Raw genomic sequence first — 25,731 nt, 5'->3', positions numbered from 1 at the left:
ACCGGAGTCCATCATCGCGCTACTCAAGGAGTTTGCCCACTACGGAATCGTCGTCGTGCATCAGGGCCGTGATGTCCGAATCTGCAGCGGGAATCTGCTCTTGCTCCACCCCAGAATCAGGGCTCCACAGCAAATTCACCTGCAGCGCAGGGTCCGTCTCCGGGAAGTCAGAACGGTTATGGCACCCGCGTGTTTCTCGTCGTTCCCTAGCCGATTCCAGAGTTGCCCGAGCCGCCAGCAGGGAACCCAACAAATCAAAGGCATGTGCCAGATCGTCAAACCCGGCGATATCAGGGTGTGCCGCCAACGCGGGCAGCCGAGACTCTACTTCTTCGAGTTGTTCCAGACCTGTAGTCAGCCCTGCCTCATTCCGGACCACGCCAGCGTGTTCGGTCATGATGTTGCGGACTGCACGTTGGAGCTGGCGTGCGTTCTCCGTCCCACTGCCGGAAAGTAAGTCGTCAACTTCGGTGCGAGCAGCGGTTACGGCGTCGACGTCGCGACGAGGCGCATCGGAACCCTTGGCAAAACGTGCGGCCGCCTGACCGGTGATTCTGCCGTAGACCATCAGCTCAATGAGTGAGTTGCCGCCCAACCGGTTCGCTCCATGCAGTCCGCTGGCTGCTTCGCCAATGGCATAGAGGCCTTCAACTCCCGTGCGGTGTTCCTCTGGTTCAACCCAGACCCCGCCCATCGAATAGTGTGCGGTCGGCGCTATCTCCATGGGGTCTGCGGTGATATCCAGCATCTGCAGGTCCAGCATGGTGCGGTAAACACGGGGCAGCTTCGCCAAAATGGTTTCCCGCGGCAGGTGGGAAACGTCCAGATAGACGCCACCCTTGGCAGTCCCCCGCCCTTCAGCGACCTCGGTGAAGTTAGCCAACGCAACCCGGTCACGCGTGGACAATTCCATGCGTTCGGCGTCGTATCTGCTCATGAAACGTTCGCCCTGCGCGTTACGGAGCACACCACCCTCACCGCGGGCCGCTTCGGAGATCAGCGTCCCAGCAGCATCCTCTGGCTCGAGAATGCCCGAGGGGTGGAACTGGACCAGTTCGGCATCACGAAGTTTCGCCCCAGCTAAGGCAGCCAGCCGAAAGCTATCACCTGTATTCTCGTCACGCCGAGAGGACGTGCGCCGCCAGATCCTCGTGTGCCCTCCGGCTGCAAGGATGACAGCATCGGCATGGATGATCACGCGCTCACCATTGGTGATGTCAAAACCATAGGCACCGAAGACCCTGTCACCGGAAGTCAACAGCCGGGTGATGTAGATGGTATCGATGACGTTCAGGTGCAGCTCCCTGGCACGCTTCAGCAACGCTCGCTGAATCTCAAGACCTGTGTAGTCCCCTGCGAACGCTGTACGACGATACTTGTGCGCACCGAAGAAGCGCTGGCTGATCCGGCCGTCAGACTCCCGAGCAAAGGGCATACCCCAACGCTCAAGGTCCTCAATGCCTTGGGCAGCACCTCTGGCCACCGTTTCCACGACTCGCGGATCAGCGAGCATGTAGGACTCCTTCAGCGTGTCCGCCGCGTGCTGCTGCCAGGAGTCCTGAGGGTCCATGGTGCCAAGGGCTGCGTTGATGCCACCAGCTGCCAGTGTGGTGTGAGCATCGTGCTGACGGCGCTTACCTACCGCGAGTACATCCATCCCCACTTCTTTGAGCTCGATGGACGCTCGCAGCCCGGCACCGCCAGTGCCGATCACGAGAACATTGGTGGACAGGTATCGTTCTTCAGTTCGCGTCATGGTGCTCACGCTACTCCTGGCCACACCTGCAATGTAGCTGCTGCATCACCCTATAAGGTGATCTCCGTTACGGCGCATGCTAATTGATCCGCTTCAGACCACCGCGCGCCGGCAGGGGGAGCAGTTTGGCAAAGATGTCCTTGAGGACGGCCTCGTAAATGCCCGGGTTCCATTGCGGGCTCGCATGCGCGGGCACGGCGCCAACGGTCACGCGATCGTTGGACACCATATTCCGCGGAAACGTTTCCGCCCATGAGGTTCGCGCGGACTGATAGTTCACTGTGCCGTCCTCGGGATTGCCGAACCACACCAGTGATGTGTCTCCGAGCCGGTTCCGGAACCGTATGGCGTCGTATTCGTAGATGTACGCGGATTCACTTTGGATGAGGACGCTAGACGGCGCCAGCGGTGAGAGCTGTTCCAACGCTTGGTTGAGGATTTGCCGCCAGGACCGTTCGTTCTTGTGGACTACGCGTTCGCTCAGTTCATATCCACCCCGGAAAACGGACGGGATGCGATAACCGTGTTCATACAGGTACACCACCCCATCAAACCAGGCTTGGTCCAGGACATCGTATTTGCTCTGCGGACTCGAATCCATCAGGATCACCTTCACCGACACTCCGATCTCCCGCAGCATCGCCGCAACCTGAACAGCGACCATGCCCCCGAAACTATGTCCGTAGAAATACACGGTTTCGAGCTGGGTGATGCGGATGTGCCGACGGACTTCAGCGAAGATGTCATTGATGTCCAACCCGCGGTTGGAGTAGCCGACGGCGGCCATCTGGCCGCGCAATTTCATCGCTGGACGCAGCGAGTTCAAGATCCAGCGGGCCTCTTCCCAACTGGTCTTGTAACCCGGGAACAGGATCCAGCTGGTGGTGGGAAAGTGCGTTTCGGCGTAGTCGTCTGGCAGCGCCAGCAACGCCGTTTTCTGACGGTACTCCTGGATCTGCCGGGTGACGTACAGGTCCGTGGCAAGCCCCAGCCCCAGCCCGGAACCCACCAGGAACCGACGCCGTGAAACCCGGTGAATCCGGATGGCAGCGTGGAGCAGCCCGGCGTCGTCCATGGCGTCGCCGGGCTGCTCCTGCCCAGGCTCATTCGAGTTTGTCAGTCCAGTCCCAGCTCATCTTTGCCAAATGCGAACAGGTACGGCACGCCTGATTCCCGCTCTACATGTTCCTTTGCGCCCGTATCACGGTCCACAATGACCGCCACGGCAACCACATTTCCACCAGCTGTACGCACTCCTTCGACTGCGGCGAGCGCGGATGCTCCCGTTGTGGACGTGTCTTCGAGGACGACGACGTTGCGGCCACGGACGTCCGGGCCTTCCACCTGGCGACCCATTCCGTAAGATTTCTGAGCTTTACGGACCACGAAGGCATCGATGTTCCGTTCAGGCTGGGCCGAATGGATGATCGCTGTTGCTACCGGGTCCGCGCCCATGGTGAGCCCGCCGACGCTCTGGAACTCCACTCCGGCGTCGTCAATAAGGTTCAGCATGACCTGCCCCACCAAGCGGGAAGCTTCATGATGCAGGGTGGCCCGGCGCAGATCCACGTAATACTCCGCTTGCTTACCGCTGGAGAGCGTGACCGTGCCGTGGACGACGGCCAGTTCTTTGATGAGTTCGAGGAGTCGGGTCCGGGCATCGGTGTGCGAAAGTGTCATGGTTCCCAGTCTATAGAAGCGCGGCTACGCTGGTGCCATGCGTGAACTGCAGGCACAGATCATCGAAGAAATGGGTGTTCGTCCGGACATCGATCCGGTTGACGAGGCACGTCGCCGGGTGGAATTCCTGAAAAATTACCTGCGGGCCACGGGCACATCGGGTTACGTGCTCGGTATCAGTGGTGGTCTGGATTCAACTCTTGCGGGCAAGCTGGCGCAGTTGGCCGTCAATGAGTTGCGGGCTGAGGGAACAGCGGCGGACTTCGTTGCCCTGCGTCTGCCCTACGGCGTTCAGGCGGATGAGGAGGACGCCCAGGCCGCCCTCGATTTTATTGGCCCGGGCATCTGCTGGACGATCAACGTCAAACCCGGCGTGGAACGGATCGCTGAAGAGTTCGCTGCGGCCACAGGTGAGGCCATCGGCGATTTCAACAAAGGCAACGTCAAGGCGCGCGCCCGGATGATCGCGCAGTACGCCGTTGCCGGCCAGCGCAACCTGCTGGTTCTCGGGACAGATCACGGGGCCGAATCGGTGACCGGCTTCTTCACAAAATTTGGCGACGGCGGCGCGGATATCCTGCCCCTGTTCGGGCTCGACAAAGGCCAGATTCGCAGTGTCCTGAAGCAGCTAGGCGCTGAGACCCGCCTCTACGACAAGGTGCCCACGGCGGACCTGCTTGATGGCAAACCCGGGCGCACCGACGAGGACGAGCTGGGCTTCACCTACGCCAACATCGACGCCTACCTGGAAGGTAGGGCCGTCGACGACGACGTCGCGGCCATGATCGAGAAACGGTGGCGGAACTCTCGCCACAAGCGCACAGTGCCAGTGACCATCCGCGACACCTGGTGGCGCTGACCGGCACTCGGCCACATTGATGGTTGCCGGTGTTGGTAACGTTGCGGGTGTGAGAATAGCAACCTGGAACGTGAACTCCCTCAGGGCAAGAGCCGACCGCGTGGAGGCTTGGCTGAACCGGTCCGACGTCGATGTCCTGGCCATTCAGGAAACGAAGTGCAAGGACGAGAACTTCCCGTGGGAACTGTTCGAGAACAACGGCTATGAGGTGGCTCATTTTGGCTTGAGCCAGTGGAACGGTGTCGCCATTGCTTCCAGGGTGGGGCTCGATGACGTCGAACGCACCTTCGTGGAGCAGCCGGTTTTCGGCAAGGGCGGGAAGGATCCAGTTCAGGAGGCACGCGCGCTTGCAGCAACCTGCGGCGGCGTGCGGATCTGGAGTCTGTACGTTCCCAACGGCCGCGCGCGTAGCGACGAGCACATGGCGTACAAACTCAACTGGCTGGACGTTCTGCGGCGCCAGGCAGAGGGTTGGATCACTGAGAATCCAGAGGCACAGGTAGCGCTTATGGGTGATTGGAACATCGCCCCGGAAGACGACGACGTGTGGGACATCGAAAAGTTCGAGGCCGAGGAGCTCACTCACGTGTCTGACCCAGAGCGCGCTGCTTTCAAGGCGTTCATCGATGCCGGATATGTGGACGTAGTTCGCCCACATACTCCCGGCCCCGGCGTTTATACCTACTGGGATTACACGCAGCTCCGCTTCCCCAAGAAGCAGGGCATGCGCATTGACTTTGTTCTTGGCTCCCCCGCTCTGGCGTCCAGGGTAACCAGCGGCACCGTTGACCGAGAGGAGCGCAAGGGCAAAGGCGCTTCGGACCACGCGCCGGTCATAGTGGAGCTGTCCTGACGTGGCGTCGATAGGGGGAGCGCCCGTCGTTTCGTACCTGCGGGCTTACGAGCCACTGGATGCTTTTGACGACGACGACCAGCTCTCCATTCTGGGCCAGCGTTCCCGGAAACGGTCCGAAACAGAGGAGCTGGACCGCCAGGCTTCAATGACCCGGGTTCTCCGATCGTTATCTGATCCGTACCCTCGGAAGGCCGCGGACCTGTTTCGGGTGCTGTTGTACCCGTCGGCGGACGGAATCCCAACCCCCTATTACTGCCCCAATCAGCTGATGGTTCGTTCCACTCTCGCCGCGGAGACACTCGCCGAGACGATCAGCGGTCCGTTACTCGAGATGCTTTTGCCCGAGTCAGCGCGTGAGGCTCACCGTGAGCGGCTCGACGCCGACGAGCTGGTGGATTCCCTGGCCAAATTGCATACGCGCTCCGCGATCTGGGGCATCCCTTTCGGTTGGTTTGTGCTCTTCCACGAGGATGATCAGACCGAACTCGTGGAGGAGGACGGCCGCATTACGACGGTTCGTCTGGCAGCGCCGGTGCACCAGTGCGTGGAACGTGCACGGTCCGCGGTCGCCTCACTCGCTATTGCCGCCCCGGAGCTTGACCTCCTGGAGGAGTTGACGGACCTCATCGAGTGGTTATCGGCGTTCCAGACCGGCGCTATTCTTGAGCTCGACTACGGGTGGGTGGCGGACTTGGTGTACCCGGACGATTCGCCCATGGACGTCCGGCATGGGATTGAGGCACTGGCCGACGGCGACATGACCGGTGCGGCGGCGTCTTACCGACGGATGGCGCAGCGCTGGATCCCTGTCCGGCAGTTGGCCCGCGGTAGCTGACTGATCTCTCAACCTGCTGCAGTACTTTAAGGACGGGTCAGGCGGGTGTGTCAACGTTGAGCGGTCCGTGCTTCCTCCAAAGGAAAACGGACGTGTGCCGGGAGCATATCCGGATTAGACGGCATGGTCAATGAAAAATCGCACCCGCCCTCTGTCCTATCTGCGACCTTAATCGTGCCGCCGTGACTTTCGACGATGCGCCGGCAGATAGCCAGCCCCAAGCCGGACCCCGTGGCGAGCGAGACACCATTGGGCGATCGGTGAAACTCGGTGAACACAGTGTCCAGCTCACTCTCTGGAATACCAATACCGTTGTCCCGGACCGTAATGCGCGTCCAACCCTCCTTTTCGGCCGGTTCCGCAGTGATCATCACTTCCGAAGGCCTATCCGGATGTGCGTACTTGGCAGCGTTGCCGATGAGATTTTCCATGAGCTGCTGAAATAGCTCCGGACCAGCGATGATCTGAGTATCGGCGTCGACGGTGAAGTCCGTTCCTGAGTAACGGCTTTGGGCCAGACCCTCATGCAATCCGATGATGTTCGCCGCCACGTCATCGACCTGAATCTTCGCGGCAACAACCTTGTCCTCCTTGGCAAGGCTGTACGTCAGAAGGGAGCGGATGAGCGTACGCATGCGCACGCTGGCCCCGCGCAGACGCTTGATGCTGCGCTTGCGCTCGCCCGCGGAGAGCTGCGGGTCCTCGAGTATTTCCAGCCAGCCGTCGAACACGGCAAGCGGATTTGTCAGATCGTGGGCAACAACGGAGGCAAAACGTGAAAGGTCTTGCTGGTGCCGTCGCTGATCCGTGTAATCGTGGTAAATGACGACGGCGCCGGGCCCACCCTGGAGCATGAGGGGTTCAGCGTCAACGTAGAAGTGCTCCACAGTGCCATCGAGGCGGACCGCGCTGATCTCTGCCCTGCTGACAACTTCGCCATGCATGGCGCGACGGATAGGCATCTGTGACTTGGGATAATCTTCGCCGTCGCTCGTGAGCAGACGGACTGAGCTTGCGATGTCGCGGGCGAGGTGAATTTCCTTCCCCATCCACCGGCTGAAGGCCTTGTTCTGCATGATGACCCGGCCACCGGCGTCGCACACTATGACGCCTGCGCTGAGCTTCGCAATAACGATATCGCGCAGATGAGACGCCGTTTCTGCTCGGAGATGGGCGTCTGTTAGCTCCGCCATGGTGCGTCGCTGCTCTGTGCGGTTCAAGGTCAGGACTGCGGTCACAGCGAAAGAGATAAAGAGGAAGAGTTGGGCAATGTATGCAGCGGACGTCGAGTCTATGGAGCCAAAGGGACCACGCGCATTCAACGTCATGACAATCTGCAATCCACCGCAGATAAGAGCGTGACCCATGGCCCAAAGGGGAGTGAATCTCAGTCCCGCCCAGATGGCGGCGGGAAGAGCGAGGAAGGCAATGGGCAAATAGATGGTCTGACCAAACCCGATCGCGTAGATGATCGCCGTGAAGATGGCGAGCGCCATAGGTTCCCACACATCAGTGGGTGCAGCGTGGCGGAAGTCCTCGGCGGACATGTGGACCGCGATCAGCCCCAGGCTACCGATGGCGCTCATGCTGACGAAGTTGCTGAGGATCCACTGCATGTAGAGCTCGGGCGAGAGTGGGTCGCCGAACGCCAGTGAGCAGCCGGCAACCAGGAATGCACTCACGAGCACGCCGACAAGCGACGCAACGGACAGCAGGAAGAAATCGCCGGTGGCGCGTTGAGTGCGTCCGGGCAGGAGCTTGCCGAAGGCGGCGTAGGCAACCCAGGCCTGAAGCATGTTTCCGAGCCCGAACAATACCGCCGTTTCCGGCGGCACCCCGGTGGCTGCGTTGAGGATCGCTACAACGACTCCGATCCCGGCCAGGGCTGTGTAGCGGCGCGATTTCAAACGCCAGGCCCAGACGAGCCACAGGAAGTTGATGCCGGACGCTGGCCAGACCAGACCGAGGTCCGCTTCGGAAGAGTCGGTTGCGCGCCCCACGAGTCCTGCAGCGATAACGGCAATCGAGAAGAAAATGTGCACGACAGATGGAGCGCCCTCGAGCGCTCTCGCGAGTCTTTTTAGTGTGCCTATACGCCCAGCCTATGCGACGAGCACCACATCATGTGATTCGGTTCACGTCCGGGAAGATCATGGGCTTCTGAGCGCTTAACGTAGGTGTGGTTATCTACGAATCAGGAGCATCCATGTCGCTGACGCAAAGCACACCCTTCCAGCTCAATCAGTGGTGGGCAGATGCCGTCATCTACCAAATCTATCCCCGCTCGTTCTCCGACGCGGACTCGAATGGCGTGGGTGATCTGCAAGGCGTACGCCGCCAACTGCCGTACTTGGAACAGCTCGGAGTAGACGCCATCTGGCTGTCGCCTTTCTACCTGTCTCCTCAAGCCGACGCCGGTTACGACGTCGCAGACTATCGCGTGGTGGATCCGCTCTTCGGCGACATGAACGATTTTGATGGCATGCTTGCCGACGCCCATTCAATGGGAATTCGCGTCATTGTGGATCTGGTCCCCAATCACACGTCGGACAACCACGAGTGGTTCCGCGAAGCACTCACCGCAGCCCCGGGATCCGAGGCACGCGAACGATATATGTTCCGCGACGGCTCCGGTGAGAATGGCGAATTGCCGCCAAATAACTGGCAGTCGATTTTCGGCGGTGACGCTTGGACCCAAGTTGATGACGACCAGTGGTACCTTCATCTTTTCGACACCAGACAGCCGGACCTCAACTGGGAAAACCCGGAGGTTCGCGAGGAGATGGAGTCAGTTCTGCGATTCTGGCTGGACCGTGGCGTGGACGGGTTCCGCATCGACGTGGCCCACGGCCTGATCAAGGCCGACGGCTTGCCTGACTGGGACACCAAGTCCAGCATGGTCGAGGGTAGTGGGAATACGAAAGCCCCGCCCTATTTTGATCAGGACGAGGTCCACGAGATCTACCGAAGCTGGAACAAGGTGCTCTCCGCGTACGACGGCGACCGCATGCTGGTTGCCGAGGCATGGGTGGAGCCCGCTGAACGGCTTTTTCGCTATGTGCGTCCGGACGAGATGCAACAGGCCTTCAACTTTGGATTCCTCCTCGCGGGTTGGGATGCTGCGCGCATGGCCAGCAGCGTTGAAGAGTCGCTCGAGGAGGCCGGGAAAGTACGTGCCCCGGCTACGTGGGTGCTGTCCAACCACGACACCGTCCGTCATAGCACGCGCTACGGATTGCTGGACCCGACGACGTTCCCCAAGGGCATCAGCGCCGCCAACGAACAGCCCGATGAGGACCTGGGCTTGGCACGCGGACGTGCCGCGGCGCTGACCATGCTGGCCCTGCCCGGATCTGCCTACATCTATCAAGGCGACGAACTGGGCCTGCCCGAGCACACCACCCTGGACGCCTCGGTCCGTCAGGATCCAGCATTCTTACGGACCAACGGCGAGGAGATCGGCCGGGACGGTTGCCGTGTCCCGATTCCTTGGACGGCCGACGCACCTGGCTACGGTTTTTCTGCGGGCGCCCCTGACTCGGTGAGCCCATGGCTTCCGCAGCCGGACAGTTTCGCCAGGTATGCGGCGGATCAGCAGGTGGGCGTAGAGGGCTCAACACACGATCTTTACCGCAAAGCGTTGAGCGTCCGTGCGGAACGAAAGCTCGGTCAGGGAACGCTAACGTGGACCAACGTTCATGCCCCGTCCGACGGTGTTCTCTCCTATAGGAATGGCGGCCTGACGGTGCTGGTGAATACCGGAACCGACGCCGTCGAGCTTCCGCAGGGGGCCGGCGTCGTGCTGGTTAGCCAGCCCGACGCCATTTCCAACGGTTCGTTGCAGCCCAACGGCGCCGTGTGGCTGGTTTAGGGCATCAAGAGCACCGTAATACCCAACAGGACGAGCACGGCTCCTGCCGTTGTATCGATGATGGCGGGGCCTGAGCCAGCTGTCAGCAACCCACCCACACGGTCGGCAACGGCTGACAAGAACGCACCGTAGATCAGAATGCACCCGGCCGCCGTGGCCACCAGGAGGCCGTGGTCTATCAGACTGGGTGAGTCCGGGAGAAAGGGTGGCATGAGCGCGAGGAAGAACAAACCGGTTTTCGGGTTTGTCAGCGAACTGATCAGCCCCGTACGGAAGACGGAGCTCGCGTTCGCCCTCGTGTTGTTGGCCGCTGCGACTTGAGGTCCTTCATCGAGAGGATCGGCTGGCACTCCCCCTGCAGGAACGAGCACAGCCGCCGGGGCTGCCGCCTTCCGGCTGCGTCGTACCTGATAGAGGGCAGCTCCACCCAAAAGCATGAGATAGCTTCCGCCGATCCACGTCAGTCCGGTACGTATGCCGGGGAATTGTTCAAGCATCGCGGCAACACCGGTCAAGGCAAGCACCGCCAGGCCATGACCCCCAGCGCAACGGCAACCGTATAGACGAGTCCGTCACGCACATGGTGGGCGCCGAATCTCAGAGTAAGAAAAGTATCAGGACCAGGCGTCAGTGCAAGAATGGCACTCGCAGCGAGAAATGCCAGGTATTCCGCTCCTGTCACAGGAGTTCGGTCCGCAATGAGGATGCCATGAGGGAGATCGAAGTCCACTCGCTCTCTGTAATCGTGACGATATTTGCTCCCTTTCAGGATGACAACTACCTGCATAAATAAAAAGCAAATGATTCTGGAAAATCATCAGTCAAAGGCTTACGATTATGCAGTGTGGGATCTCAACAGGCTCAGAATCTGGCGTGCAGTAGTGAGCACCGCGTCCGTCACGGCCGCTGCCCGCACTGTGCAGTACTCGCCAGCAAGCGTGAGCCAACACATTATTGCCCTGGAGAAATCGGTGGGCTTTCCGTTCTACCGCAAAGTGGGCAGGGGCATTGAGATCACCGACGCAGGCAGACGGCTCGCCAGCGAATCCGAGACACTGTTCACGGAGGTGGAGAGGCTCACGGCCTTTGTCGAGGCGACTCGGTCAGGTCCCCGCCCCAGGCTGACCATCGGATGTTTCTCGTCCGTAGCCAAGGAATGGATCCCGGCAGTACTGCGAGACGCTGTCCGGCAGATCCCCGACCTACAGTTCGACATCATGACCAACGAACCACTTGCGAGCACCGAGCGTCGGCTTGGTGACGTGGAGATTGTCATTGAACCCGGCTATGCGGGGTCAACTGAATATCTTGGCTACCTACGGGAAATTCTGATGGATGACGATTACATGCTGGTTCTGCCGCATGCTCATGCCCTGGCCCGACAATCAGAAGTGGCGGTTGCCCAGCTGATAGCAGAGCCGATGGTAGACCTCGATGTCCACGGTAGCCCGAGCGGGGACGTCATGGACCACGCCACTCAGGCAGTTGGCTTCACGCCAAATTACGTGGCGCGGGCGGACGACCACTATGGAATTCTGGCCATGGTTGCCGCGGGGATCGGAGTCACGGTACTGCCGCGATTGGCCATTGGAGACCTGCCCGGAGGTCTGACTGCCCGGCCGCTGGTCGACCCCAAGCCCCTGCGGCGGGTAGTGCTCCTTGTCCGCAGGGAAATTGCCCATCTGGAGCACGTGGAGATCATCCGCGCCGCCATTCGCCACCAGGCTGGCGTAAGGCACGGGTACAATGGCGGATCTGGGTCCGAACCCGCGCCCGCAGACCACAAAGCGCTAGAGGAGTGAGGCGCAGCGCATCAGCGAACGCGCTCTGGCCGGGAGAAGTGACTCCTCGCCCCGGCACCGATACTGATGAGGACCGGCGGCTGATGGCCCAGAGTCAGATCCAAGGCCCTCACGAGGTCCGCTACCTCCTCCGCAACCGCGTATGGGCCAACCCCCTGCCGCGGGTGAACTCGGATTTTCAGGGCGGGCCTGCCTTTGAACTCCCACGTACTGACCGTGACGTTGACGATGTCCCGCCGGTCCAGCAGCGCCGTCTTCATCGCCTGTTCGGCGACAGCGGCGCTCAAGGTGATCCGGCCAGGCGCTGGATCTTCGGAATAATCTGAGGCGAGGGTACCAACGCGTCCCTTCCCCTGGGCTGTGACCCAGGCGATCATCAACGCCGTCAGGACAATCATGGATAAGGCAATGGCGATCCACAACCATGAGTCTCGTTGACCCGCAACGGTGGTTGATGCGAAGACCTGATCAAGTACCTGGCGTGTGTCAGCGCTGAATCCTGCCCACCAACCGCTCAGCGAAGGCACTAGGGCCAGCAATAAACCGGTTCCACCAACGAGCGCAAGTACAGCGCCTAACACCCCAATGACAATCCGGTTGAGTATCCGCGGAGTCTGATTCATTGGCCGATCACCCCTGACGACGAAACGTGGATCCGCACTTCGGGAATCGGCGTCATGGACGTCCGGCGGAGCTCTTCTTCCACCATGGACCGGATCGCTCCCCGGTCCACCGGCGTTCCGGACGTGGGCCGCAACTGTACTTCCACGAGGTTCCTGCCCACGGTGACTCGAGTCTGTTCCGGGGTGACACCTGCTGCTGTGCGTGCGCTGCGGGCCAACGATGATGCTATGACCTCGGCATCCACGACCACAGCGGCACGGTTGTTAGGGATGGAGTGGCGGGCCCTGCGTCCAGGAACAACGGCGAGCATGAGGAAGACAATTCCGGCAAAAAACATTAACGTACTTGCCGCCCCGAGCATGAGTGAGCCCATGACACCTGGAAGGTCCGCCAACCATTGTCCGGTCGCTTCTGGACTGACCAGCCACGGATCCTGTCCCATTGCCTTCAGCGTGGTTTCGAGTAGAACGTAGAGGCACGTCAGGCCAATCAGCGTCGCTGCAATGACCGCAGGAAGAGCACGTGATGAGTGCATTTCACGGCGGATAATCTGCGCAATCACTGACTTCTGCCGTCCACTGCTGGCAGTGTTGGCTGAGGAACTCACGAAACCCGCCCTCCGCCGGTGACGACAATCCCCGTGAAGCGGATGTCCACGCGGCTAAGCCGGGACCCGGTCAGCTGGATCACTCTTTCCAAAATCAACGATTTCGCTATTCCCGCCCGGTCCCAGACGCTTCCTCCGAACCCGTCCACTACACCAGGGTCCCTGTTGACCCTATCCAACGCTGGAATGGCCACGGGCAGGGCGAGAGATAGGGCGAGCAGACCGGCGTCGTCTGTCCAGTCAGCACGGATGCTCCGCGGCGGGATATCGAAGGTGTTCGCGGCGACGGCTTTAGCGGTGCTGGTCAACGCCTGCGTGCTGATGCGATTGTGTCCGGAAAACGTTTTCATTCCGGCCACCGTCACGACGATGAACGGCGGCCGCTGAGGCCATCACGGAGACTGCGCCAGTCCAGTTTGCCGTCCGCAGCACGACCCAGCAGGGCTCCGACGAGCATGAAGACGGCCATGAGCAGGAAGCCCCAGAAGTCGAAGAGCAGGGCCGAAAAGGCAAGGATCGCGCCGATGATGATTCCAAAGACCGTGTAATTCACGAGACGACCTGACTTTCGGTTCCGGACCTACCCGCGGGAGCGCTCCGCGGTTTTTCGATGTTGCGGGCATCATTCAAGCCTGGCACGTGAACGTCATTGATTTCTACGTTGACCTCAATGACTTCCAAACCGGTGAGGGCCTGCACCGCCTGATAGACGGCGGCGCGAACCTGATCCGCAACCTGTAGAAGTGGCGTTCCATAGACTGCCACCAGGGTGATGTCGACGGCGGCCTGAACTTCGCCCACCTCAACCTGCACGCCCTGAGTGCTGTCCCCTCCACCAACCGCATCCCTGAGTGCCCCGAGAGCGCGGCCTCCGCCGGAACCGAGCGTGAAGACTCCTGAAACTTCACGCGCCGCAATGGCAGCGACCTTCGCGACCGCCGGGTCCGCGATCACGGTCCGGCCGCTGGGCGCGCCGGAAACCATTGGCTCCGGGCGCGAGGAAGCGGGATTGACGCTGTTAGTCATTGATCGTCCCTTTCCGATTGGATTGGCCCCAGCCTATCCTTTCGGGCGGACAATCGGGATGGCTTTAGCCCTGGCAGTGGCGACTAAGCCACAGCTCAATGGGACGGGAGGCCTGCCGGAATTCTTCGGCGTGGAAATGTTCAGGCTCGGCAAGGTTTTTACTGACTACCGATTCGAGTTCGGTGATGTGCGGTTTCAACTCTGCGGGCACCTGAGATTCCATGTCTTTCAACTGCGACTCGAGTTCTGCGAGTTCTTTCGCGTCCGTTCCGTAAATGAAGGCCGACGGCGCAAGCGCTATGGAGGCCAAGCCGGCGGCGGCCATAACGCAGTCACGTGAGTGCTCGCGTGCTTCATCTTCCGTCATGGGCTTGGCTGGTTGGGCTTTCAAGGACATTGTGGAGCCATCAACCGGAGCCGACGGCGGCAGTGTCAGTACCGGCGTCGGCGTTTGGCTTTCGGAGGCCGCGGAGCCGTCTGATCCAGCACCGCCTCCCGGTGAGCAGGCTGACAGCAAGATACAGGTGATCGAGGCGAGAACCGCCGTCGTCATCCGCTTCATGACCTGTCCCTTTCCATGGGGCCGCATTGCCAGATGGCCAGTCGGGCATCCGTGCACAGTGCTTAACGACCGGCGGGCTCGGTTTGCTCCCCGCGCGGCACGAGAGGGCAAACCAGGCCGAGGTCGGGGTCTCTTCTCGAGATCACCCCGCACAACCCCTGCCAGCGGCGCCCCGGGGTGACCTCGGGGCGGAGAGGCGGGAGCAGGGAGCAGGGACTGAGGGGAAACAGAAAAACCCCGCGAAGCCAAGCATCGCGGGGTTTGTGGTGGCTCCGACCGGCGTCGATCCGGTGACCTTTCGATTTTCAGTCGAACGCTCTACCAACTGAGCTACAGAGCCTTGGTAACATCTCTCGATGGTCACCTTCGATCTTCTGAATTTCTCCAAAAAATCTAAGCGACCCTGACGGGACTCGAACCCGCGACCTCCGCCGTGACAGGGCGGCGCGCTAACCAACTGCGCTACAGGGCCTTGCTTTTACAAGATCTAAATCGTAGCAGTTCTTTACGACTGCCCGAACCAATCCTGCAAGTACCCCCAACGGGATTCGAACCCGTGCCGCCGCCGTGAAAGGGCGGTGTCCTAGGCCGCTAGACGATGGGGGCCTAAGTATCCAACACAGGTGAGTTCCAGAAACCAATCGGCATATGGATCTCGCAGCTCCCGCTGTGGACCTATAAAACTATAGGTCCTATCCCGTGAATTGCCAAAATACCCCGCACCACCGGAATCCGCGGTCAGCAGCGTCCTTCGGTAGGGTTGAAGTCATGGCCATCGACATGAGTGAAGAGGACTTTGAGTCCGCGGTGGATGACGCCATTGACCGCATTCCGGAGGACCTCGCGAACTCCATGTCCAACGTGGCAATTTTTATCGAGGACCGTTACATTCCGCAGCCCGGTGAGGACCCGGAGACTGAGCTCCTTGGCGTCTACGAAGGCACTCCGCTGACGGAGAGGGACTCCTGGTGGGACGCCGGATCGCTCCCAGACAGAATTGTCATTTTCCGCGAATCCATTCTGACCATGTGTGAATCACGCGAAGAAGTAATCGACGAAGTGATCATCACGGTGATTCACGAAGTCGCTCACCACTTCGGCATCAGCGACGAACGCCTCCACGAGCTGGGTTGGGGCTGATCATGGGACATCAACACGGCGGTCACAGCCATGGCATCCCGGGAACAGCCACTGGCCGTCATCGCAAAAAGCTCGTCATCGTCGTGGCGATCACCGCCGCCGTCGTCGTCATTCAGGTCATTGGAGCCGTGCTCTCGGGTTCGCTCGCGCTTCTGGCGGACGCCGGCCACATGCTTTCCGATGCCGCCGGAGTCTCCCTGGCGCTGCTAGCCTCTTGGTTTGCCACCCGGCCAGCGACGGCGAAACGCACCTTCGGCATGCAACGCGCGGAGGTCCTCGCCGCTCTTGCAAACGGTGTGGCACTGATGGTGATCGCCGTCGTCGTTTTCATTGAAGCAGTGAAGCGCTTTGGCGACGTCGGCGAGATACACACCGGGCTGATGCTCGGAGCGGCCCTTGCCGGCGGTGCAGCGAACCTGGTGTGTTTACTGATCCTGCGCAGCGGGCAGAAGGAAAGCCTCAACCTCCGCGGCGCCTATCTGGAAGTTCTCGGAGATCTCTTGGGATCCGCCGCCGTCGTGGTCGCGGCCATCGTGATCGCAACTACGGGCTACCGCAACGCCGATCCGCTCGCGTCCATCCTGATAGCCCTCATGATCATCCCGCGGGCATGGAGCCTTCTGCGCGAAGTCATCGACGTTCTACTGGAGGCGACGCCAAAGGACATTGATCTGGATAAGCTCCGGACCCACATCATGGACGTAGACGGAGTGGTGGACGCACACGACATTCATGTGTGGACCATCACCTCCGGTGTGCCGGTGTTCTCAGCTCACGTAGTGGTTGAGGACGCAACGCTTACCGCGGAGGGCATGGACGTTGTCTTGGACAGGCTTATCCACTGCCTTAGCACCCACTTCGACACCGAACACTGCACCTTCCAGCTGGAGCCGCTCAGTCACGCCCGCCATGAAGGCGAGCAACACGCCTGAACGGCAAATCAGCCGCCGAAGTCGTCTGAGACCATGGGACCGAATTTATCACGGTCCGCGAGCCTCGGGTCCTCCTTGTCCGGCACAATCATGACCGGTCCCTTTGCATGGTGTAGAACGCCCTGGCTGGTGGAACCGAGCAGCATCCCCGCGAAGCCGCCTCTCCCCCTGGTGCCCAGGACCAAAATTTCCACTGTGCGCGATTCCTCGATGAGCAATTCGACCGGCGGTCCGTCGAGAAGCTTCAGCGAAATCTCGAGGTCCGGGAAATGACTGCTCAACCACTGTTTCCCGGCTTCCAGCTGCTCCAGCAGATCCTCATGCAGAGCCTCGCGGTCCAAGGGTGCAGGGACCCAGGCCAGGGAACCCGTGAATGGCGGCAGGGTGCATAGAACTTCAAGGGGCAGCCCCCTGCGAGTGGCGAGCTCAGCGGCCTCCAGCGATGCCATGCGCGCGTGCTCTGAGCCATCCACTCCGACGGTGACGACGGGGCGGACCGGAGACTGATCGGGGCCATCGTTATCGTGACCGTTCGGTACGTCGACGTCTGCGTCAGGCAGGCGTGAAGCTGCGCACAGCGGAACGACGACGGTGGGGCATTTGGCGTGCGCGGGCAAGGCGCTGCTGACCGAACCGAGTAGGCGGCCAACGAAGCCTCCCTTGCCCCGCGAACCCACGACCATCATCGCCGCCTCTGCGGACAGTTCCAGCAATACCCCCGAGGCGTCGCCCGTCTCTATCCGGGCGTGGAGGTCCACATCGTAGGTGGAGGCCTTGGTGATGGCCTGCTTCAGGACGGCCTCAGCACCCTCTCGAATGACCGAATCATCAACTGTGGCGTAACCGGCATCAAGACTTGAGGCCGCAAAAACCGGCACTGTATAGGCGGTCACCAGGTGTAGCGGGAGCTTGCGCCGTTCTGCTTCCCTCGCCGCCCACACGACAGCGCCCATTCCCTGATCGGAGCCGTCGACGCCGGCGATAATCGCGCCGTTAACAGATTCCGACCGTCGCTCATCCGCATTTCTCATCACGACAGACCCTCCCCGCGTATATGACCCCGGTTACATTTCATGATTCAAGACTACCCTCCGACTGGGACTACCCATGGGCCCGGAAGTTTTGTAAGCTTCGATCATTCGATACCGAATGGATGCAACCCGGTGGAACCAAAAAGCTGTCCGGGCAGCGGCTATTTGGTTTCGAGGTGCGCCCGGTTGACCGTTCACTTCCGGGTGTCCGCACAGTCCGGAAGAGGCGCCGGACTGTGCGGAACCACTCCTACGGTTCCGGAGGCCCCATGTGCCCTGCGCTCGCTGAATCCGTCGAATTCACACCGGCCGTCGTTATCGGCTCAGGACTGGCCGGGCTGGCCATAGCAACAGAATTACAGCGCAAGGGAGTCGACGCCATAGTTCTGGGTGGCATGGACTGCGGTGGCGCGGGCTGCAACCCGCATTCAGGGGACTTCCGGTCAGCCGCCGAACGTACCGAGCTACTTCGCCTGTTGCGCTCCTACGCCAGGAGCCACCAACTGGACGTCAGGCCGCGAAGTCTGGTTCAGAGCCTCAACCAATCGACTGCCGAAGACCATGACCTACCGGTCCGACACAACGGAAAATGGGTCATCCAAACATCCAGTGGCACCGTCCTCGCTGACACGGTTGTCCTGACCCGCGTGGCCCAGAATCATTTCCGCAGCTTCCTGCGCTCCCTTGGCATCGCCGTCACCAGCAACCTGAAAGCGGTCCTGCAGACTCTGGGCATTTACCTGGTTGGTGTGGGCGAATCGATCAGCCCGACAACCCGCGAAATTGTCCGTCAGGCCAAAGGAGCGTGTAACGCCATCACGTTCCCAAAAAGCGCAACCATACCTCTCACCGCCTGATCGGCGTCTGCCGGATCGGCAACCACCTGGTCAGACGACGTCGTCGTCCCGGGTGGAACCAAGCCGCTTGCGAGCCGTGACGGCAATAGCGACCACTAGCCCGATGAGAACTACTATCATCGCCGTAATTCCCCAAGGGAACCCGCCATCGCTGACGTTTTCCGCTGGTGCGGGAGCGACTTCCTCAATGGGCTGGGATGGCACCGCGGATGCCACTGATCCACCGGTGGCCGTAAACGTGAAACTACCCTCAATAGGATGGGCGTCAGCAGAAACAACCCGCCAGTTCACCGTGTAATCCCCCGCTGGCGCACCGGGCTTCAGCAACTGAATGGCCTGATTGTCAACGATCTTGACCTCACCGGTAGCCCAGTCGGTTCCCTCAGTATCCATCACCTGAACTTCGGAACCAATGCCCTGCGGGTTACCCGTGAATGTGAGGGCAACCTCCTCGGGAGCCTGGGCCACGGTAGCTCCGTCCGCCGGATCGGTACCACTTATTTGGTCGTGCGCGGCTGCCGGACCAGAGGCGGGCAGCAGCCCGGCAAAGGCCAGCAGCAGGGCCACGACTACGGCGGTCAGCGACGTAAGAACAACTTTGGCTTTCACCTGAACCACCCTACGCGTGGACCGGGCACGATAAGATCATTGCGGCCTACCCCTTCCCACTTCTAGGAAAAACCATGCGCAAACTGGGTTCCGCCCTAGACCGCTACTTCGAGATCACCAAGAGAGGGTCAAACTTCTCCCGTGAGATTCGGGGAGGCATCGCAACATTCTTCGCCATGAGCTACATCGTGGTGTTGAACCCGCTGATTCTCTCCGGGGCAGACGCCGCCGGAGCGCAATTGGGCAACGCCCGCGTAGCCGCTGCAACGGCACTTGTCGCTGGCGTCTTGACGATCATCATGGGAGCGTGGGCCAAACATCCGTTCGCGTTGGCGACGGGACTCGGGGTCAACGCCTACGTTGCCATCACGGTGGCAACAAACCCAGGACTAACCTGGCCGGACATGATGGGGTTGGTGGTTCTCTCCGGTATCACCATGCTGATCCTGGTCCTCACTGGATTCAGAACGGCGGTCTTCCGTGCGGTCCCACCCAGCTTGAAAACCGCCATCGTGGTGGGGATCGGCATGTTCATCGCGCTTATTGGACTCGTCAATTCCGGCTTTGTCCGGCGAATCCCCGATGTCGCCGGAACCACAGTTCCGGTGGGGCTTGGATTCAATGGTGAACTCATGGGCTGGCCCACACTGGTCTTCGTCTTCGGCTTGATCCTCACCATCATCCTGGTGGTGCGCAAGGTCAAGGGCGGGATCCTCATAGGCATCATCGCCGCCACTATTTTCGCTGGCATTGTGGAACTCGTGGCCCACCCAGGTGCGCAGGGCGACGGCGTTCCTACCGGTTGGTCGCTGGTGACGCCCAGCCTCCCCGACTGGGAAGCACCCGATCTCAGCCTCATTGGCCAGGTCAATCTCTTCGGCGCGTACAACCACCTGGGCTTCACGGCTGCAACCCTGTTGGCATTCGTGATCCTGCTGAGCATCTTCTTCGACGCCATGGGCACCATGGTGGGCCTGGCCAACGAGGCCGGCAATGTGGACAAGGACGGGAATATCCCCAACGTTGACCGCGTGCTACTGGTGGACGCCTTCGGCGCGATCGCCGGTGGCGGCTCCTCCACTTCATCAAGCCAGATCTACGTCGAATCCGGAGCAGGGATCGGCGAAGGTGCCAGGACCGGCTTCGCCTCGATCATCACCGGGTTGCTGCTCCTGCTGGCCATGTTCCTCACCCCCCTGATCCACCTCGTCCCCTTTGAGGCCGTTGCGCCAGCCCTCGTCGTCGTCGGCTTCATGATGGTGTCGCAGGTTGGTCAGATTGACTGGACCGACTGGGGACTCGCCATTCCCTCTTTCCTTACCTTCGTCCTCATGCCGTTCACCTATTCAATCGCCAACGGGCTGGGCGCCGGATTCGTGAGCTTCGTCTTGATCCGCCTCTTCCAGGGCAAAGCACGCGAAGTCCATCCGCTCATGTGGGCTGTGGCCGGAGCGTTCGTGATCTTCTTCGGAATCGGCCCCATTCAAGCGATCCTCGGCGTCAGCTAGTAATTTATGACCGCTCCCACACGCGGTGCGTGGCCAACAGCTCGGCGACGTCGTCAATGACCTTCGTGGCGCTCTGGTCCAGAACCACACCAGGCGCCGACGAGGGCACTCCGGCGGCTTGAAGCGCGGAGGCCGCTTCGCCCCAACCGCCCAGCGGTTTGGCATGACGGTAGGACTCGGAGATGAGAAGCGTCACCCGTGGGTCAATCTGCATGACTGCCATGGGATCGCCTGCTTTTGCGTCACGATCCAGCACGGCATCCGGCGCCGGCGTCGGAGCACCTGCGATCACGACGGCGTCGAACTCGATGGACCGCGCAGTCAGGTAGGACCGTTGCACTACGGGCCCTTTGCCACCGTCGAGCTTTCCGGCGGTAGGCGCGATGATGAGCGGCAACATCCCGGCCTTTTCAACGGCCGCCTTCGCAGCCTCAACGTCCTGCACATCTGGTTCAGATCCGACCACGATTCCTACGAGGCGGCTAGCCACTGGCCACTTCCGGCCCACCTGTGACAGCGCCGGGCTCGTTGCCCGGTCCGGAACGTCCTCTGTCCGCTTCGGTGCACTCAGACCAAGGGATGTGGCCACCTCCGCGCCGAGCCGCTCATCAATATTGACCAGAATCTGTACCTGACGTTCTCGGATCGCCTGCTCATAACATTTGCCCAACTCAAATGAGAAGGCCTGGATCGTATGATCCTGCTCTGTACTGGTCAGGCTCCGGAAGAACAGCCGAGCCTGGCTCAGGTGGTCCTCAAAAGAGGCCGGGTTTTCCCGCAGTTTCATGGATTCAGGGATACGTTCCGGAACATCGATGAACGCGCCCGCATCTGCCCCCGCCATGAAGGGGCACCCGCCGTCGAGCGAGTTTGGCTTGTAAGGCGCCACACCGGAATGGACCGCCGTCTGATGCATGCCATCGCGGAGCATGTCATTGACCGGGGCATGCGGACGATTGATGGGCAGTTGGGCAAAATTGGGACCGCCGAGCCGGCTGATCTGAGTGTCAAGATAGGAAAACAGCCGCCCCTGCAGCAGCGGGTCATTGGTGACGTCGATGCCGGGAACCAGATGCCCAGGATGGAACGCAACCTGTTCCGTCTCCGCGAAGTAGTTGGTGGGATTCGCACTCAGGGTCATGGTCCCGATGAGCTGGACTGGAGCCAGTTCCTCGGGGATCAACTTGGTGGGATCGAGAAGGTCGATCCCCTCAAACGTCTCGTCGTCGGTGTCCGGGAATGTCTGGACGCCTAAATCCCACTCGGGGAAAGCCCCGGCCTCAATGGCGTCGGCAAGGTCCCGACGGTGGAAATCGGGGTCCATTCCGTTGATCAACTGCGCTTCTTCCCAGATCACCGAGTGAACGCCAGCGCGCGGCTTCCAATGGAACTTCACCAAAGTGGTGTCGCCCTCGTGATTGATCAGACGGAAGGTATGGACGCCAAAGCCTTCCATCATGCGGTTTGACCGCGGAATACCCCGGTCAGACATCTGCCACATCAAGTGGGCCTGCGCCTCAGTATGGAGGGACACAAAGTCCCAGAACGTATCATGCGCACTCTGTGCTTGTGGTATCTCACGGTCCGGATGGGGCTTGGCGGCGTGAACCAGATCCGGGAATTTGATGGCGTCCTGAATGAAGAACACGGGCATGTTGTTGCCCACGAGGTCATACACACCTTCGTCCGTGTAGAACTTGGTGGCGAAGCCTCTGGTGTCACGCACGACGTCGGCCGAACCGCGGGAACCGACAACGTTGGAGAACCGGACGAACACGGGCGTTTCCGCACCCTTGGCGAGAAAGCCCGCACTAGTGATGTTTTCAGCAGCACCGTTGGCTCGAAATACGCCGTGGGCCGCAGCCCCGCGAGCATGGACGACTCGTTCGGGGATCCGCTCATGATCGAAATGCATGATCTTTTCGCGCAGATGATGATCCTGCAGGAGGGTGGGGCCGCGATTTCCCGCTTTGAGCGAGTGGTCTGTGTCATTGACCCGGACGCCCTGCGCGGTGGTAAGGAACCGTCCGCTCTGGGCCTTCGTATGCTGTGGGGCGCCGGTGGGTACACCGGTTGGTGACACCGTTTTAGGCCTCCTCTGGTCCGGCTTTGGCGGTAGCGGTTCTCGGGGTTCAGTAGGTTCAGCCACCGTGGGTGGCTCAGACCCCGGCGCTCCGGGAATCTGCTTGCCTGCGTTGGATTTATTCATCACGGACCTCCGACGTGTTGTCGTGGAAAAGTGAGGGCCGGCCGTCAGAAGCGGGGGCGGATCCGACGGCCGGCAAGTTGGCCGTAACCAACGTGTTCAGCCAAAGCGGTTGGAGCGCCATCCACTGCGCTGTAACCGGTTTGGGCTGAACCTGGTGAACAATCAATCACCCAGGGTGTTGGGGTCACCCTTCGTAACTAGACACTACCGCTCCCCTCCGGAGGCGTCAGTGGAAAGGTCCATCTTGACCAAATCAGTCCGTAAACGGTGATGAAGTATTGCCAAATCGGCGAACCTGGGTATCATTCCAAACGTGCGCTGGGAGTCCGCCCGTCAGCAATCCGCGAATGAACCCTGGGTCATCCCCCATGGAGGCATCGCTGCCGGCGATCACCATGTTTCCGTAGCGCCGTCCCTTCAGCATCGCCGGATCCGCAACGATGACCGTATGGGGAAACGCCGCTGTGATGGTCGCAGCTTCCCGCCTGGCGGCGGTAAGACCCGGGCCGTCGCCACAATTGACGGCGTAGATCCCGCCAGGTGCGAGCACCCTCCGCACGTGAGCCGTGAACTCGGTGGTTGTCAGCGGCTGCGGTGTCTTGCTTCCAGAGAAAACGTCCCGAATGATCAGATCCCGGCTGTCCTCAGTCAGGGACTCCGTCACCTCCCTAGCTTCGCCCACCCGAATACGCAGCAGCGGTGCCCTCGGAAGGTCGAACCAATCGCGCACGCGTTCGGCCAGCTTCCCATCCAGTTCGACGGCGACCTGCCGCGCGTTTGGGTGCGTAGCGGCAAAATGGCGAGCCAGCGAGCATGCCCCAGCGCCTAGGTGCAGCGCCCGAAGCCGTGCATCCTGACTCCAGTGAGCATCGACGAGGCCAGCGATCCAACGCATGTACTCAAATTCAAGGTAGGCGGGATCGTCCAGATCCACGTGCGAACTCTGAACGTCGTTGATACGGATCAGCCACCCGTTGGGCCTGTACCCGTCTGGCTGAAGTTCGCACGTTCCGGTGTCTATGGAATAGACGCCGGCAACCGGACCCTTACCGTCGGATTCGGCCGGCGCCGTGGTTCTGTTAGCGCGCTGCCTACCCACGGGCGGGCCATTCCGCGTCGCGGACCATGCGGATCTCGTGGGCGTCCAGGCCGTCGTCGTACTTGCGGGAACCGTCAGGTAAGAAGCCTATCTTTCGATAGAACGCTTCAGCGCGGCCGTTTCCCTCGACAACCCAGAGGTAGGCGGTTCTGTTGCCGAGCACGGCGTCCGCAAGTTGAGTGCCGAGACCGGAACCATAGGCCTCGGCCAGAACGTAGATCATTTCCAGTTCAATGCCCGGAGGCGGATTCTCATCCCGACCAGGGCCGCAGGCTGCCACGCCCATGACCCTGCCTGCTTCGTCTGTTGCCATAAAAAATGGGCCGTTATCTGCGCCGATCAACTGAGTCATGCCGCCGAGCCGCCGCTCACGGTTCTCATCGAGTGCATCAATGACAGACTGGCGCACGACCCCCGTGTAGGTCTGCCGCCACGCTTTAGCTTTCATATCAACGAGTGCCGACGCATCAGCGGGGCAAGGACGACGAAGGGTGAACTGCATGTCCCAAGCCTATGCGGTCAGGAGCGCACCACTGCGAGCGCGAAACCGTCCCAGTCCTTCGCGCCGACGGTCTGTAACGCTGTCGATTCAAGACGCGGGTGACTTCCCATGATTTCGAGTGCTCGCCGAGTGCCTAGGGTTGATTCATCGCCGTCCGCGTTGAGTACGTTTCCGCCCCTGACCACGTTGTCGAGGACTATGACGCTTCCGAGCCTGGACAGTCTCAGCGCCGCTTCCAGATATTGCGGATTATTGACCTTGTCCGCGTCGATGAAGAAGAGGTCGTAGGGCCCGGACAGCGCGAGCAGGGTATCCAGGGCAGCGCCAACGTGAATAGTGACCTTATGCCCGACGCCAGCGCTGTCCAGATTGCGGCGTGCCACTTCGGCGTGGGCGAGTTCGAACTCGCAGGTGTCGACGGTGCCATCCTCCGGGATTCCGCGTGCCAGCCAGATGGTGCTGAACCCACCCAGAGTCCCGATTTCCAAGATCCTGCGCGCACCGGACATGCGGGCGAGCAGCATCAGGAACTTGCCCTGACCTGCCGTTACCTCGATGGCCGGCATCCCGGCGTCGTGCGTTGCTGAAACCGCGTTGCGAACCGCATCATCCGGCCGGACCACTGTTTCGGTCAGGTAGTGGTCCACTTCGTGCCATCGGTTCATGAGCGTTCCGGCGATTCCAGTGCCCGGTTTAGACGTTCGACTTTGCCTGTGAGTTCACCGGAATGTCCAGGGCGTATGTCCGCTTTCAACACCAGCGACACCCGGCTGCCGTATTTTCCGGCAGTGTCTGTGGCGGCTTTGATGACCGCCATGACCTCGTCCCATTCACCCTCAATGGTGGTGAACATCGAATCCGTCTGGTGGGGCAAACCGGAATCTCTCACCACGCGAACTGCGGCAGCGACGGCGTCATGCACTGACGCGTCTTCGTTTTCGCGCCGGATTTCACTGGATCCGGACGGGGCAACTGAGAAGGCAACCAACATGCGGCAAGTCTGCCATGGCGGACTGACATTGGGAACGGTGAGCCCTCACTCTTACGAACTTGACCAACTAGAGTTCGTCAACATGGGACAGTACAACGTTCAAGACGCCAAAACTCGACTCTCTGAGTTGCTTCATCTTGTGGAACGCGGCGACGAAGTTGTCATCGCGCGCAGTGGGAGACCTGTGGCGAAACTCGTGCCAATCGAGTTGCCGGCCAAGCGCCCGCTGGGTTTTCTCGGACCTTCCGAGCGACTGGGTGCAGTGGGGCACGGACACGGACCACGGGTCAGCCCTTCGACGCCGAGGCCGGAGCGCTGCAGGCGCTCAGGGCCAGCAAGGCAGCGCCGGCACCCGCTATGAGCGCGCCGAACCGT

At 60.8% G+C, this 25,731-nt stretch carries 29 protein-coding genes and 3 tRNA genes; 10 read left to right on the top strand and 22 right to left on the bottom strand.

From position 1 onward, the window contains the following. Nucleotides 1-19 precede the first annotated feature (19 nt). The 3 genes from JOE65_RS02975 to pyrE form a co-directional block, all read right to left on the bottom strand. Nucleotides 20-1,756, bottom strand: a complete 1,737-nt coding sequence (locus tag JOE65_RS02975; protein ID WP_205161836.1) for an FAD-binding protein — start codon at nt 1,754-1,756, stop codon at nt 20-22. 79 nt (nt 1,757-1,835) lie between these two features. Continuing rightward, the gene (locus tag JOE65_RS02970; protein WP_205161835.1) at nt 1,836-2,831 is read right to left on the bottom strand and encodes an alpha/beta fold hydrolase; all 996 of its coding nucleotides are present in this window, start codon (nt 2,829-2,831) and stop codon (nt 1,836-1,838) included. Between the two features lie 41 nt (nt 2,832-2,872). After that, on the bottom strand, nt 2,873-3,436 hold the full coding sequence (pyrE, locus tag JOE65_RS02965; protein WP_205161834.1) for an orotate phosphoribosyltransferase: 564 nt from the start codon (nt 3,434-3,436) through the stop codon (nt 2,873-2,875). Nucleotides 3,437-3,473: 37 nt separating this feature from the next. On the opposite strand from pyrE, the gene nadE reads away from it, so the two are divergent. Genes nadE through JOE65_RS02950 form a run of 3 tightly spaced genes read left to right on the top strand, consistent with a single transcriptional unit; the run spans nt 3,474 to nt 5,986 of the window. Beyond that, nucleotides 3,474-4,295: an ammonia-dependent NAD(+) synthetase gene (nadE, locus tag JOE65_RS02960; RefSeq protein ID WP_205161833.1), complete on the top strand. Its 822-nt coding sequence runs from the start codon at nt 3,474-3,476 to the stop codon at nt 4,293-4,295. 49 nt (nt 4,296-4,344) lie between these two features. After that, nucleotides 4,345-5,148, top strand: coding sequence for an exodeoxyribonuclease III (locus JOE65_RS02955; RefSeq protein ID WP_205161832.1), 804 nt, complete (start codon nt 4,345-4,347; stop codon nt 5,146-5,148). Between the two features lies 1 nt (nt 5,149). Beyond that, the gene (locus JOE65_RS02950) at nt 5,150-5,986 is read left to right on the top strand and encodes a DUF8083 family protein (RefSeq protein WP_338021536.1); all 837 of its coding nucleotides are present in this window, start codon (nt 5,150-5,152) and stop codon (nt 5,984-5,986) included. A 50-nt stretch (nt 5,987-6,036) separates the two neighbouring features. Here the strand turns inward: JOE65_RS02950 and JOE65_RS02945 are convergent, their stop codons facing one another. Next, a complete protein-coding gene (locus tag JOE65_RS02945; RefSeq protein WP_205161831.1) occupies nt 6,037-8,028 on the bottom strand; it encodes an ATP-binding protein in 1,992 nt (663 codons plus the stop codon). 164 nt (nt 8,029-8,192) lie between these two features. Between JOE65_RS02945 and JOE65_RS02940 the strand changes: the two genes are divergently transcribed. Further along, nucleotides 8,193-9,857, top strand: a complete 1,665-nt coding sequence (locus tag JOE65_RS02940) for a glycoside hydrolase family 13 protein (protein ID WP_205161830.1) — start codon at nt 8,193-8,195, stop codon at nt 9,855-9,857. Here the strand turns inward: JOE65_RS02940 and JOE65_RS02935 are convergent. Beyond that, nucleotides 9,854-10,381: a LysE family translocator gene (locus tag JOE65_RS02935; RefSeq protein ID WP_338021535.1), complete on the bottom strand. Its 528-nt coding sequence runs from the start codon at nt 10,379-10,381 to the stop codon at nt 9,854-9,856. The two genes, JOE65_RS02940 and JOE65_RS02935, sit on opposite strands and share 4 nt — an antisense overlap. Further along, on the bottom strand, nt 10,369-10,587 hold the full coding sequence (locus JOE65_RS15040) for a hypothetical protein (RefSeq protein ID WP_239536594.1): 219 nt from the start codon (nt 10,585-10,587) through the stop codon (nt 10,369-10,371). The genes JOE65_RS02935 and JOE65_RS15040 overlap by 13 nt, the downstream gene beginning before the upstream one ends. Before the next feature lie 70 nt (nt 10,588-10,657). Here JOE65_RS15040 and JOE65_RS02930 point away from each other — a divergent pair, with 70 nt between their 5' ends. Further along, complete coding sequence (locus tag JOE65_RS02930; RefSeq protein WP_205161829.1) at nt 10,658-11,659, top strand: LysR family transcriptional regulator; 1,002 nt, start codon at nt 10,658-10,660, stop codon at nt 11,657-11,659. Nucleotides 11,660-11,670: 11 nt separating this feature from the next. Here the strand turns inward: JOE65_RS02930 and JOE65_RS02925 are convergent, their stop codons facing one another. From JOE65_RS02925 to JOE65_RS02885, 9 genes are all read right to left on the bottom strand, one after another. After that, nucleotides 11,671-12,282, bottom strand: coding sequence for an Asp23/Gls24 family envelope stress response protein (locus JOE65_RS02925; RefSeq protein ID WP_205161828.1), 612 nt, complete (start codon nt 12,280-12,282; stop codon nt 11,671-11,673). Then, nucleotides 12,279-12,890, bottom strand: coding sequence for a DUF6286 domain-containing protein (locus tag JOE65_RS02920; RefSeq protein WP_338021534.1), 612 nt, complete (start codon nt 12,888-12,890; stop codon nt 12,279-12,281). Before JOE65_RS02920 ends, JOE65_RS02925 begins: the two co-directional genes overlap by 4 nt. Beyond that, the gene (locus JOE65_RS02915) at nt 12,887-13,240 is read right to left on the bottom strand and encodes a hypothetical protein (protein ID WP_205161827.1); all 354 of its coding nucleotides are present in this window, start codon (nt 13,238-13,240) and stop codon (nt 12,887-12,889) included. Before JOE65_RS02915 ends, JOE65_RS02920 begins: the two co-directional genes overlap by 4 nt. Before the next feature lie 11 nt (nt 13,241-13,251). Beyond that, complete coding sequence (locus JOE65_RS02910) at nt 13,252-13,443, bottom strand: DUF2273 domain-containing protein (RefSeq protein ID WP_205161826.1); 192 nt, start codon at nt 13,441-13,443, stop codon at nt 13,252-13,254. Next, nucleotides 13,440-13,916: an Asp23/Gls24 family envelope stress response protein gene (locus JOE65_RS02905; protein ID WP_205161825.1), complete on the bottom strand. Its 477-nt coding sequence runs from the start codon at nt 13,914-13,916 to the stop codon at nt 13,440-13,442. The genes JOE65_RS02910 and JOE65_RS02905 overlap by 4 nt, the downstream gene beginning before the upstream one ends. Nucleotides 13,917-13,980: 64 nt before the next feature. Beyond that, on the bottom strand, nt 13,981-14,478 hold the full coding sequence (locus tag JOE65_RS02900; RefSeq protein ID WP_205161824.1) for a hypothetical protein: 498 nt from the start codon (nt 14,476-14,478) through the stop codon (nt 13,981-13,983). Between the two features lie 264 nt (nt 14,479-14,742). Beyond that, nucleotides 14,743-14,818, bottom strand: a tRNA-Phe gene (locus JOE65_RS02895). 58 nt (nt 14,819-14,876) lie between these two features. Then, a tRNA-Asp gene (locus tag JOE65_RS02890) sits at nt 14,877-14,950 on the bottom strand. A 61-nt stretch (nt 14,951-15,011) separates the two neighbouring features. Beyond that, a tRNA-Glu gene (locus tag JOE65_RS02885) sits at nt 15,012-15,084 on the bottom strand. A gap of 162 nt (nt 15,085-15,246) precedes the next feature. Here JOE65_RS02885 and JOE65_RS02880 point away from each other — a divergent pair. Together JOE65_RS02880 and JOE65_RS02875 are read left to right on the top strand one after the other, a co-directional pair. After that, nucleotides 15,247-15,618, top strand: coding sequence for a metallopeptidase family protein (locus JOE65_RS02880; protein ID WP_239536593.1), 372 nt, complete (start codon nt 15,247-15,249; stop codon nt 15,616-15,618). 2 nt (nt 15,619-15,620) lie between these two features. Beyond that, nucleotides 15,621-16,550, top strand: coding sequence for a cation diffusion facilitator family transporter (locus JOE65_RS02875; RefSeq protein ID WP_205161823.1), 930 nt, complete (start codon nt 15,621-15,623; stop codon nt 16,548-16,550). 8 nt (nt 16,551-16,558) lie between these two features. Here JOE65_RS02875 and JOE65_RS02870 read toward each other — a convergent pair whose 3' ends face one another. Beyond that, entirely contained in the window at nt 16,559-17,581 is a 1,023-nt protein-coding gene (locus tag JOE65_RS02870; RefSeq protein ID WP_205161822.1) for a universal stress protein, read from the bottom strand. 236 nt (nt 17,582-17,817) lie between these two features. Here JOE65_RS02870 and JOE65_RS02865 point away from each other — a divergent pair, with 236 nt between their 5' ends. Beyond that, a complete protein-coding gene (locus JOE65_RS02865; RefSeq protein WP_205161821.1) occupies nt 17,818-18,438 on the top strand; it encodes an NAD(P)/FAD-dependent oxidoreductase in 621 nt (206 codons plus the stop codon). A 30-nt stretch (nt 18,439-18,468) separates the two neighbouring features. Here the strand turns inward: JOE65_RS02865 and JOE65_RS02860 are convergent, their stop codons facing one another. Next, nucleotides 18,469-19,047, bottom strand: a complete 579-nt coding sequence (locus JOE65_RS02860; protein WP_338021533.1) for a copper resistance CopC family protein — start codon at nt 19,045-19,047, stop codon at nt 18,469-18,471. A gap of 74 nt (nt 19,048-19,121) precedes the next feature. Between JOE65_RS02860 and JOE65_RS02855 the strand changes: the two genes are divergently transcribed. Next, on the top strand, nt 19,122-20,555 hold the full coding sequence (locus tag JOE65_RS02855; protein ID WP_205161820.1) for an NCS2 family permease: 1,434 nt from the start codon (nt 19,122-19,124) through the stop codon (nt 20,553-20,555). Nucleotides 20,556-20,559: 4 nt separating this feature from the next. Here JOE65_RS02855 and JOE65_RS02850 read toward each other — a convergent pair whose 3' ends face one another. From JOE65_RS02850 to JOE65_RS02830, 5 genes are all read right to left on the bottom strand, one after another. Then, nucleotides 20,560-22,764 carry a catalase gene (locus JOE65_RS02850; protein WP_205161819.1) on the bottom strand — a complete coding sequence of 735 codons (2,205 nt, stop codon included), beginning with the start codon at nt 22,762-22,764 and terminating at the stop codon, nt 20,560-20,562. A gap of 253 nt (nt 22,765-23,017) precedes the next feature. After that, nucleotides 23,018-23,863, bottom strand: a complete 846-nt coding sequence (locus tag JOE65_RS02845) for a fused MFS/spermidine synthase (protein WP_205161818.1) — start codon at nt 23,861-23,863, stop codon at nt 23,018-23,020. Next, on the bottom strand, nt 23,856-24,365 hold the full coding sequence (locus tag JOE65_RS02840) for a GNAT family N-acetyltransferase (protein ID WP_205161817.1): 510 nt from the start codon (nt 24,363-24,365) through the stop codon (nt 23,856-23,858). Before JOE65_RS02840 ends, JOE65_RS02845 begins: the two co-directional genes overlap by 8 nt. Nucleotides 24,366-24,382: 17 nt before the next feature. Next, nucleotides 24,383-25,030: an O-methyltransferase gene (locus tag JOE65_RS02835; RefSeq protein ID WP_205161816.1), complete on the bottom strand. Its 648-nt coding sequence runs from the start codon at nt 25,028-25,030 to the stop codon at nt 24,383-24,385. Beyond that, on the bottom strand, nt 25,027-25,356 hold the full coding sequence (locus JOE65_RS02830; protein ID WP_205161815.1) for a thiamine-binding protein: 330 nt from the start codon (nt 25,354-25,356) through the stop codon (nt 25,027-25,029). Before JOE65_RS02830 ends, JOE65_RS02835 begins: the two co-directional genes overlap by 4 nt. On the opposite strand from JOE65_RS02830, the gene JOE65_RS02825 reads away from it, so the two are divergent. Then, on the top strand, nt 25,355-25,717 hold the full coding sequence (locus tag JOE65_RS02825; RefSeq protein WP_338021532.1) for a type II toxin-antitoxin system Phd/YefM family antitoxin: 363 nt from the start codon (nt 25,355-25,357) through the stop codon (nt 25,715-25,717). The two genes, JOE65_RS02830 and JOE65_RS02825, sit on opposite strands and share 2 nt — an antisense overlap. The last annotated feature ends 14 nt before the right edge of the window (nt 25,718-25,731 follow it).

It is taken from the genome of Arthrobacter roseus (assembly GCF_016907875.1).
GTDB classification, from domain to species: Bacteria; Actinomycetota; Actinomycetes; order Actinomycetales; family Micrococcaceae; genus Arthrobacter_J; species Arthrobacter_J roseus.
This window is presented reverse-complemented; position numbering and strand designations above follow the sequence as displayed.

Coding starts and splice junctions, on each gene's coding strand:
- JOE65_RS02875 (WP_205161823.1), top strand. CDS start 15,621: ATGGGACATCAACACGGCGGTCACAGCCATGGCATCCCGGGAACAGCC.
- JOE65_RS02925 (WP_205161828.1), bottom strand. CDS start 12,282: ATGAATCAGACTCCGCGGATACTCAACCGGATTGTCATTGGGGTGTTA.
- JOE65_RS02905 (WP_205161825.1), bottom strand. CDS start 13,916: ATGACTAACAGCGTCAATCCCGCTTCCTCGCGCCCGGAGCCAATGGTT.
- JOE65_RS02840 (WP_205161817.1), bottom strand. CDS start 24,365: ATGCAGTTCACCCTTCGTCGTCCTTGCCCCGCTGATGCGTCGGCACTC.
- JOE65_RS02855 (WP_205161820.1), top strand. CDS start 19,122: ATGCGCAAACTGGGTTCCGCCCTAGACCGCTACTTCGAGATCACCAAG.
- JOE65_RS02930 (WP_205161829.1), top strand. CDS start 10,658: ATGATTCTGGAAAATCATCAGTCAAAGGCTTACGATTATGCAGTGTGG.
- JOE65_RS02970 (WP_205161835.1), bottom strand. CDS start 2,831: ATGGACGACGCCGGGCTGCTCCACGCTGCCATCCGGATTCACCGGGTT.
- JOE65_RS02850 (WP_205161819.1), bottom strand. CDS start 22,764: ATGAATAAATCCAACGCAGGCAAGCAGATTCCCGGAGCGCCGGGGTCT.
- JOE65_RS02915 (WP_205161827.1), bottom strand. CDS start 13,240: ATGAAAACGTTTTCCGGACACAATCGCATCAGCACGCAGGCGTTGACC.
- JOE65_RS02835 (WP_205161816.1), bottom strand. CDS start 25,030: ATGAACCGATGGCACGAAGTGGACCACTACCTGACCGAAACAGTGGTC.
- JOE65_RS02880 (WP_239536593.1), top strand. CDS start 15,247: ATGGCCATCGACATGAGTGAAGAGGACTTTGAGTCCGCGGTGGATGAC.
- JOE65_RS02825 (WP_338021532.1), top strand. CDS start 25,355: ATGCGGCAAGTCTGCCATGGCGGACTGACATTGGGAACGGTGAGCCCT.
- nadE (WP_205161833.1), top strand. CDS start 3,474: ATGCGTGAACTGCAGGCACAGATCATCGAAGAAATGGGTGTTCGTCCG.
- JOE65_RS02870 (WP_205161822.1), bottom strand. CDS start 17,581: ATGAGAAATGCGGATGAGCGACGGTCGGAATCTGTTAACGGCGCGATT.
- JOE65_RS02900 (WP_205161824.1), bottom strand. CDS start 14,478: ATGAAGCGGATGACGACGGCGGTTCTCGCCTCGATCACCTGTATCTTG.
- JOE65_RS02830 (WP_205161815.1), bottom strand. CDS start 25,356: ATGTTGGTTGCCTTCTCAGTTGCCCCGTCCGGATCCAGTGAAATCCGG.
- JOE65_RS02975 (WP_205161836.1), bottom strand. CDS start 1,756: ATGACGCGAACTGAAGAACGATACCTGTCCACCAATGTTCTCGTGATC.
- pyrE (WP_205161834.1), bottom strand. CDS start 3,436: ATGACACTTTCGCACACCGATGCCCGGACCCGACTCCTCGAACTCATC.
- JOE65_RS02940 (WP_205161830.1), top strand. CDS start 8,193: ATGTCGCTGACGCAAAGCACACCCTTCCAGCTCAATCAGTGGTGGGCA.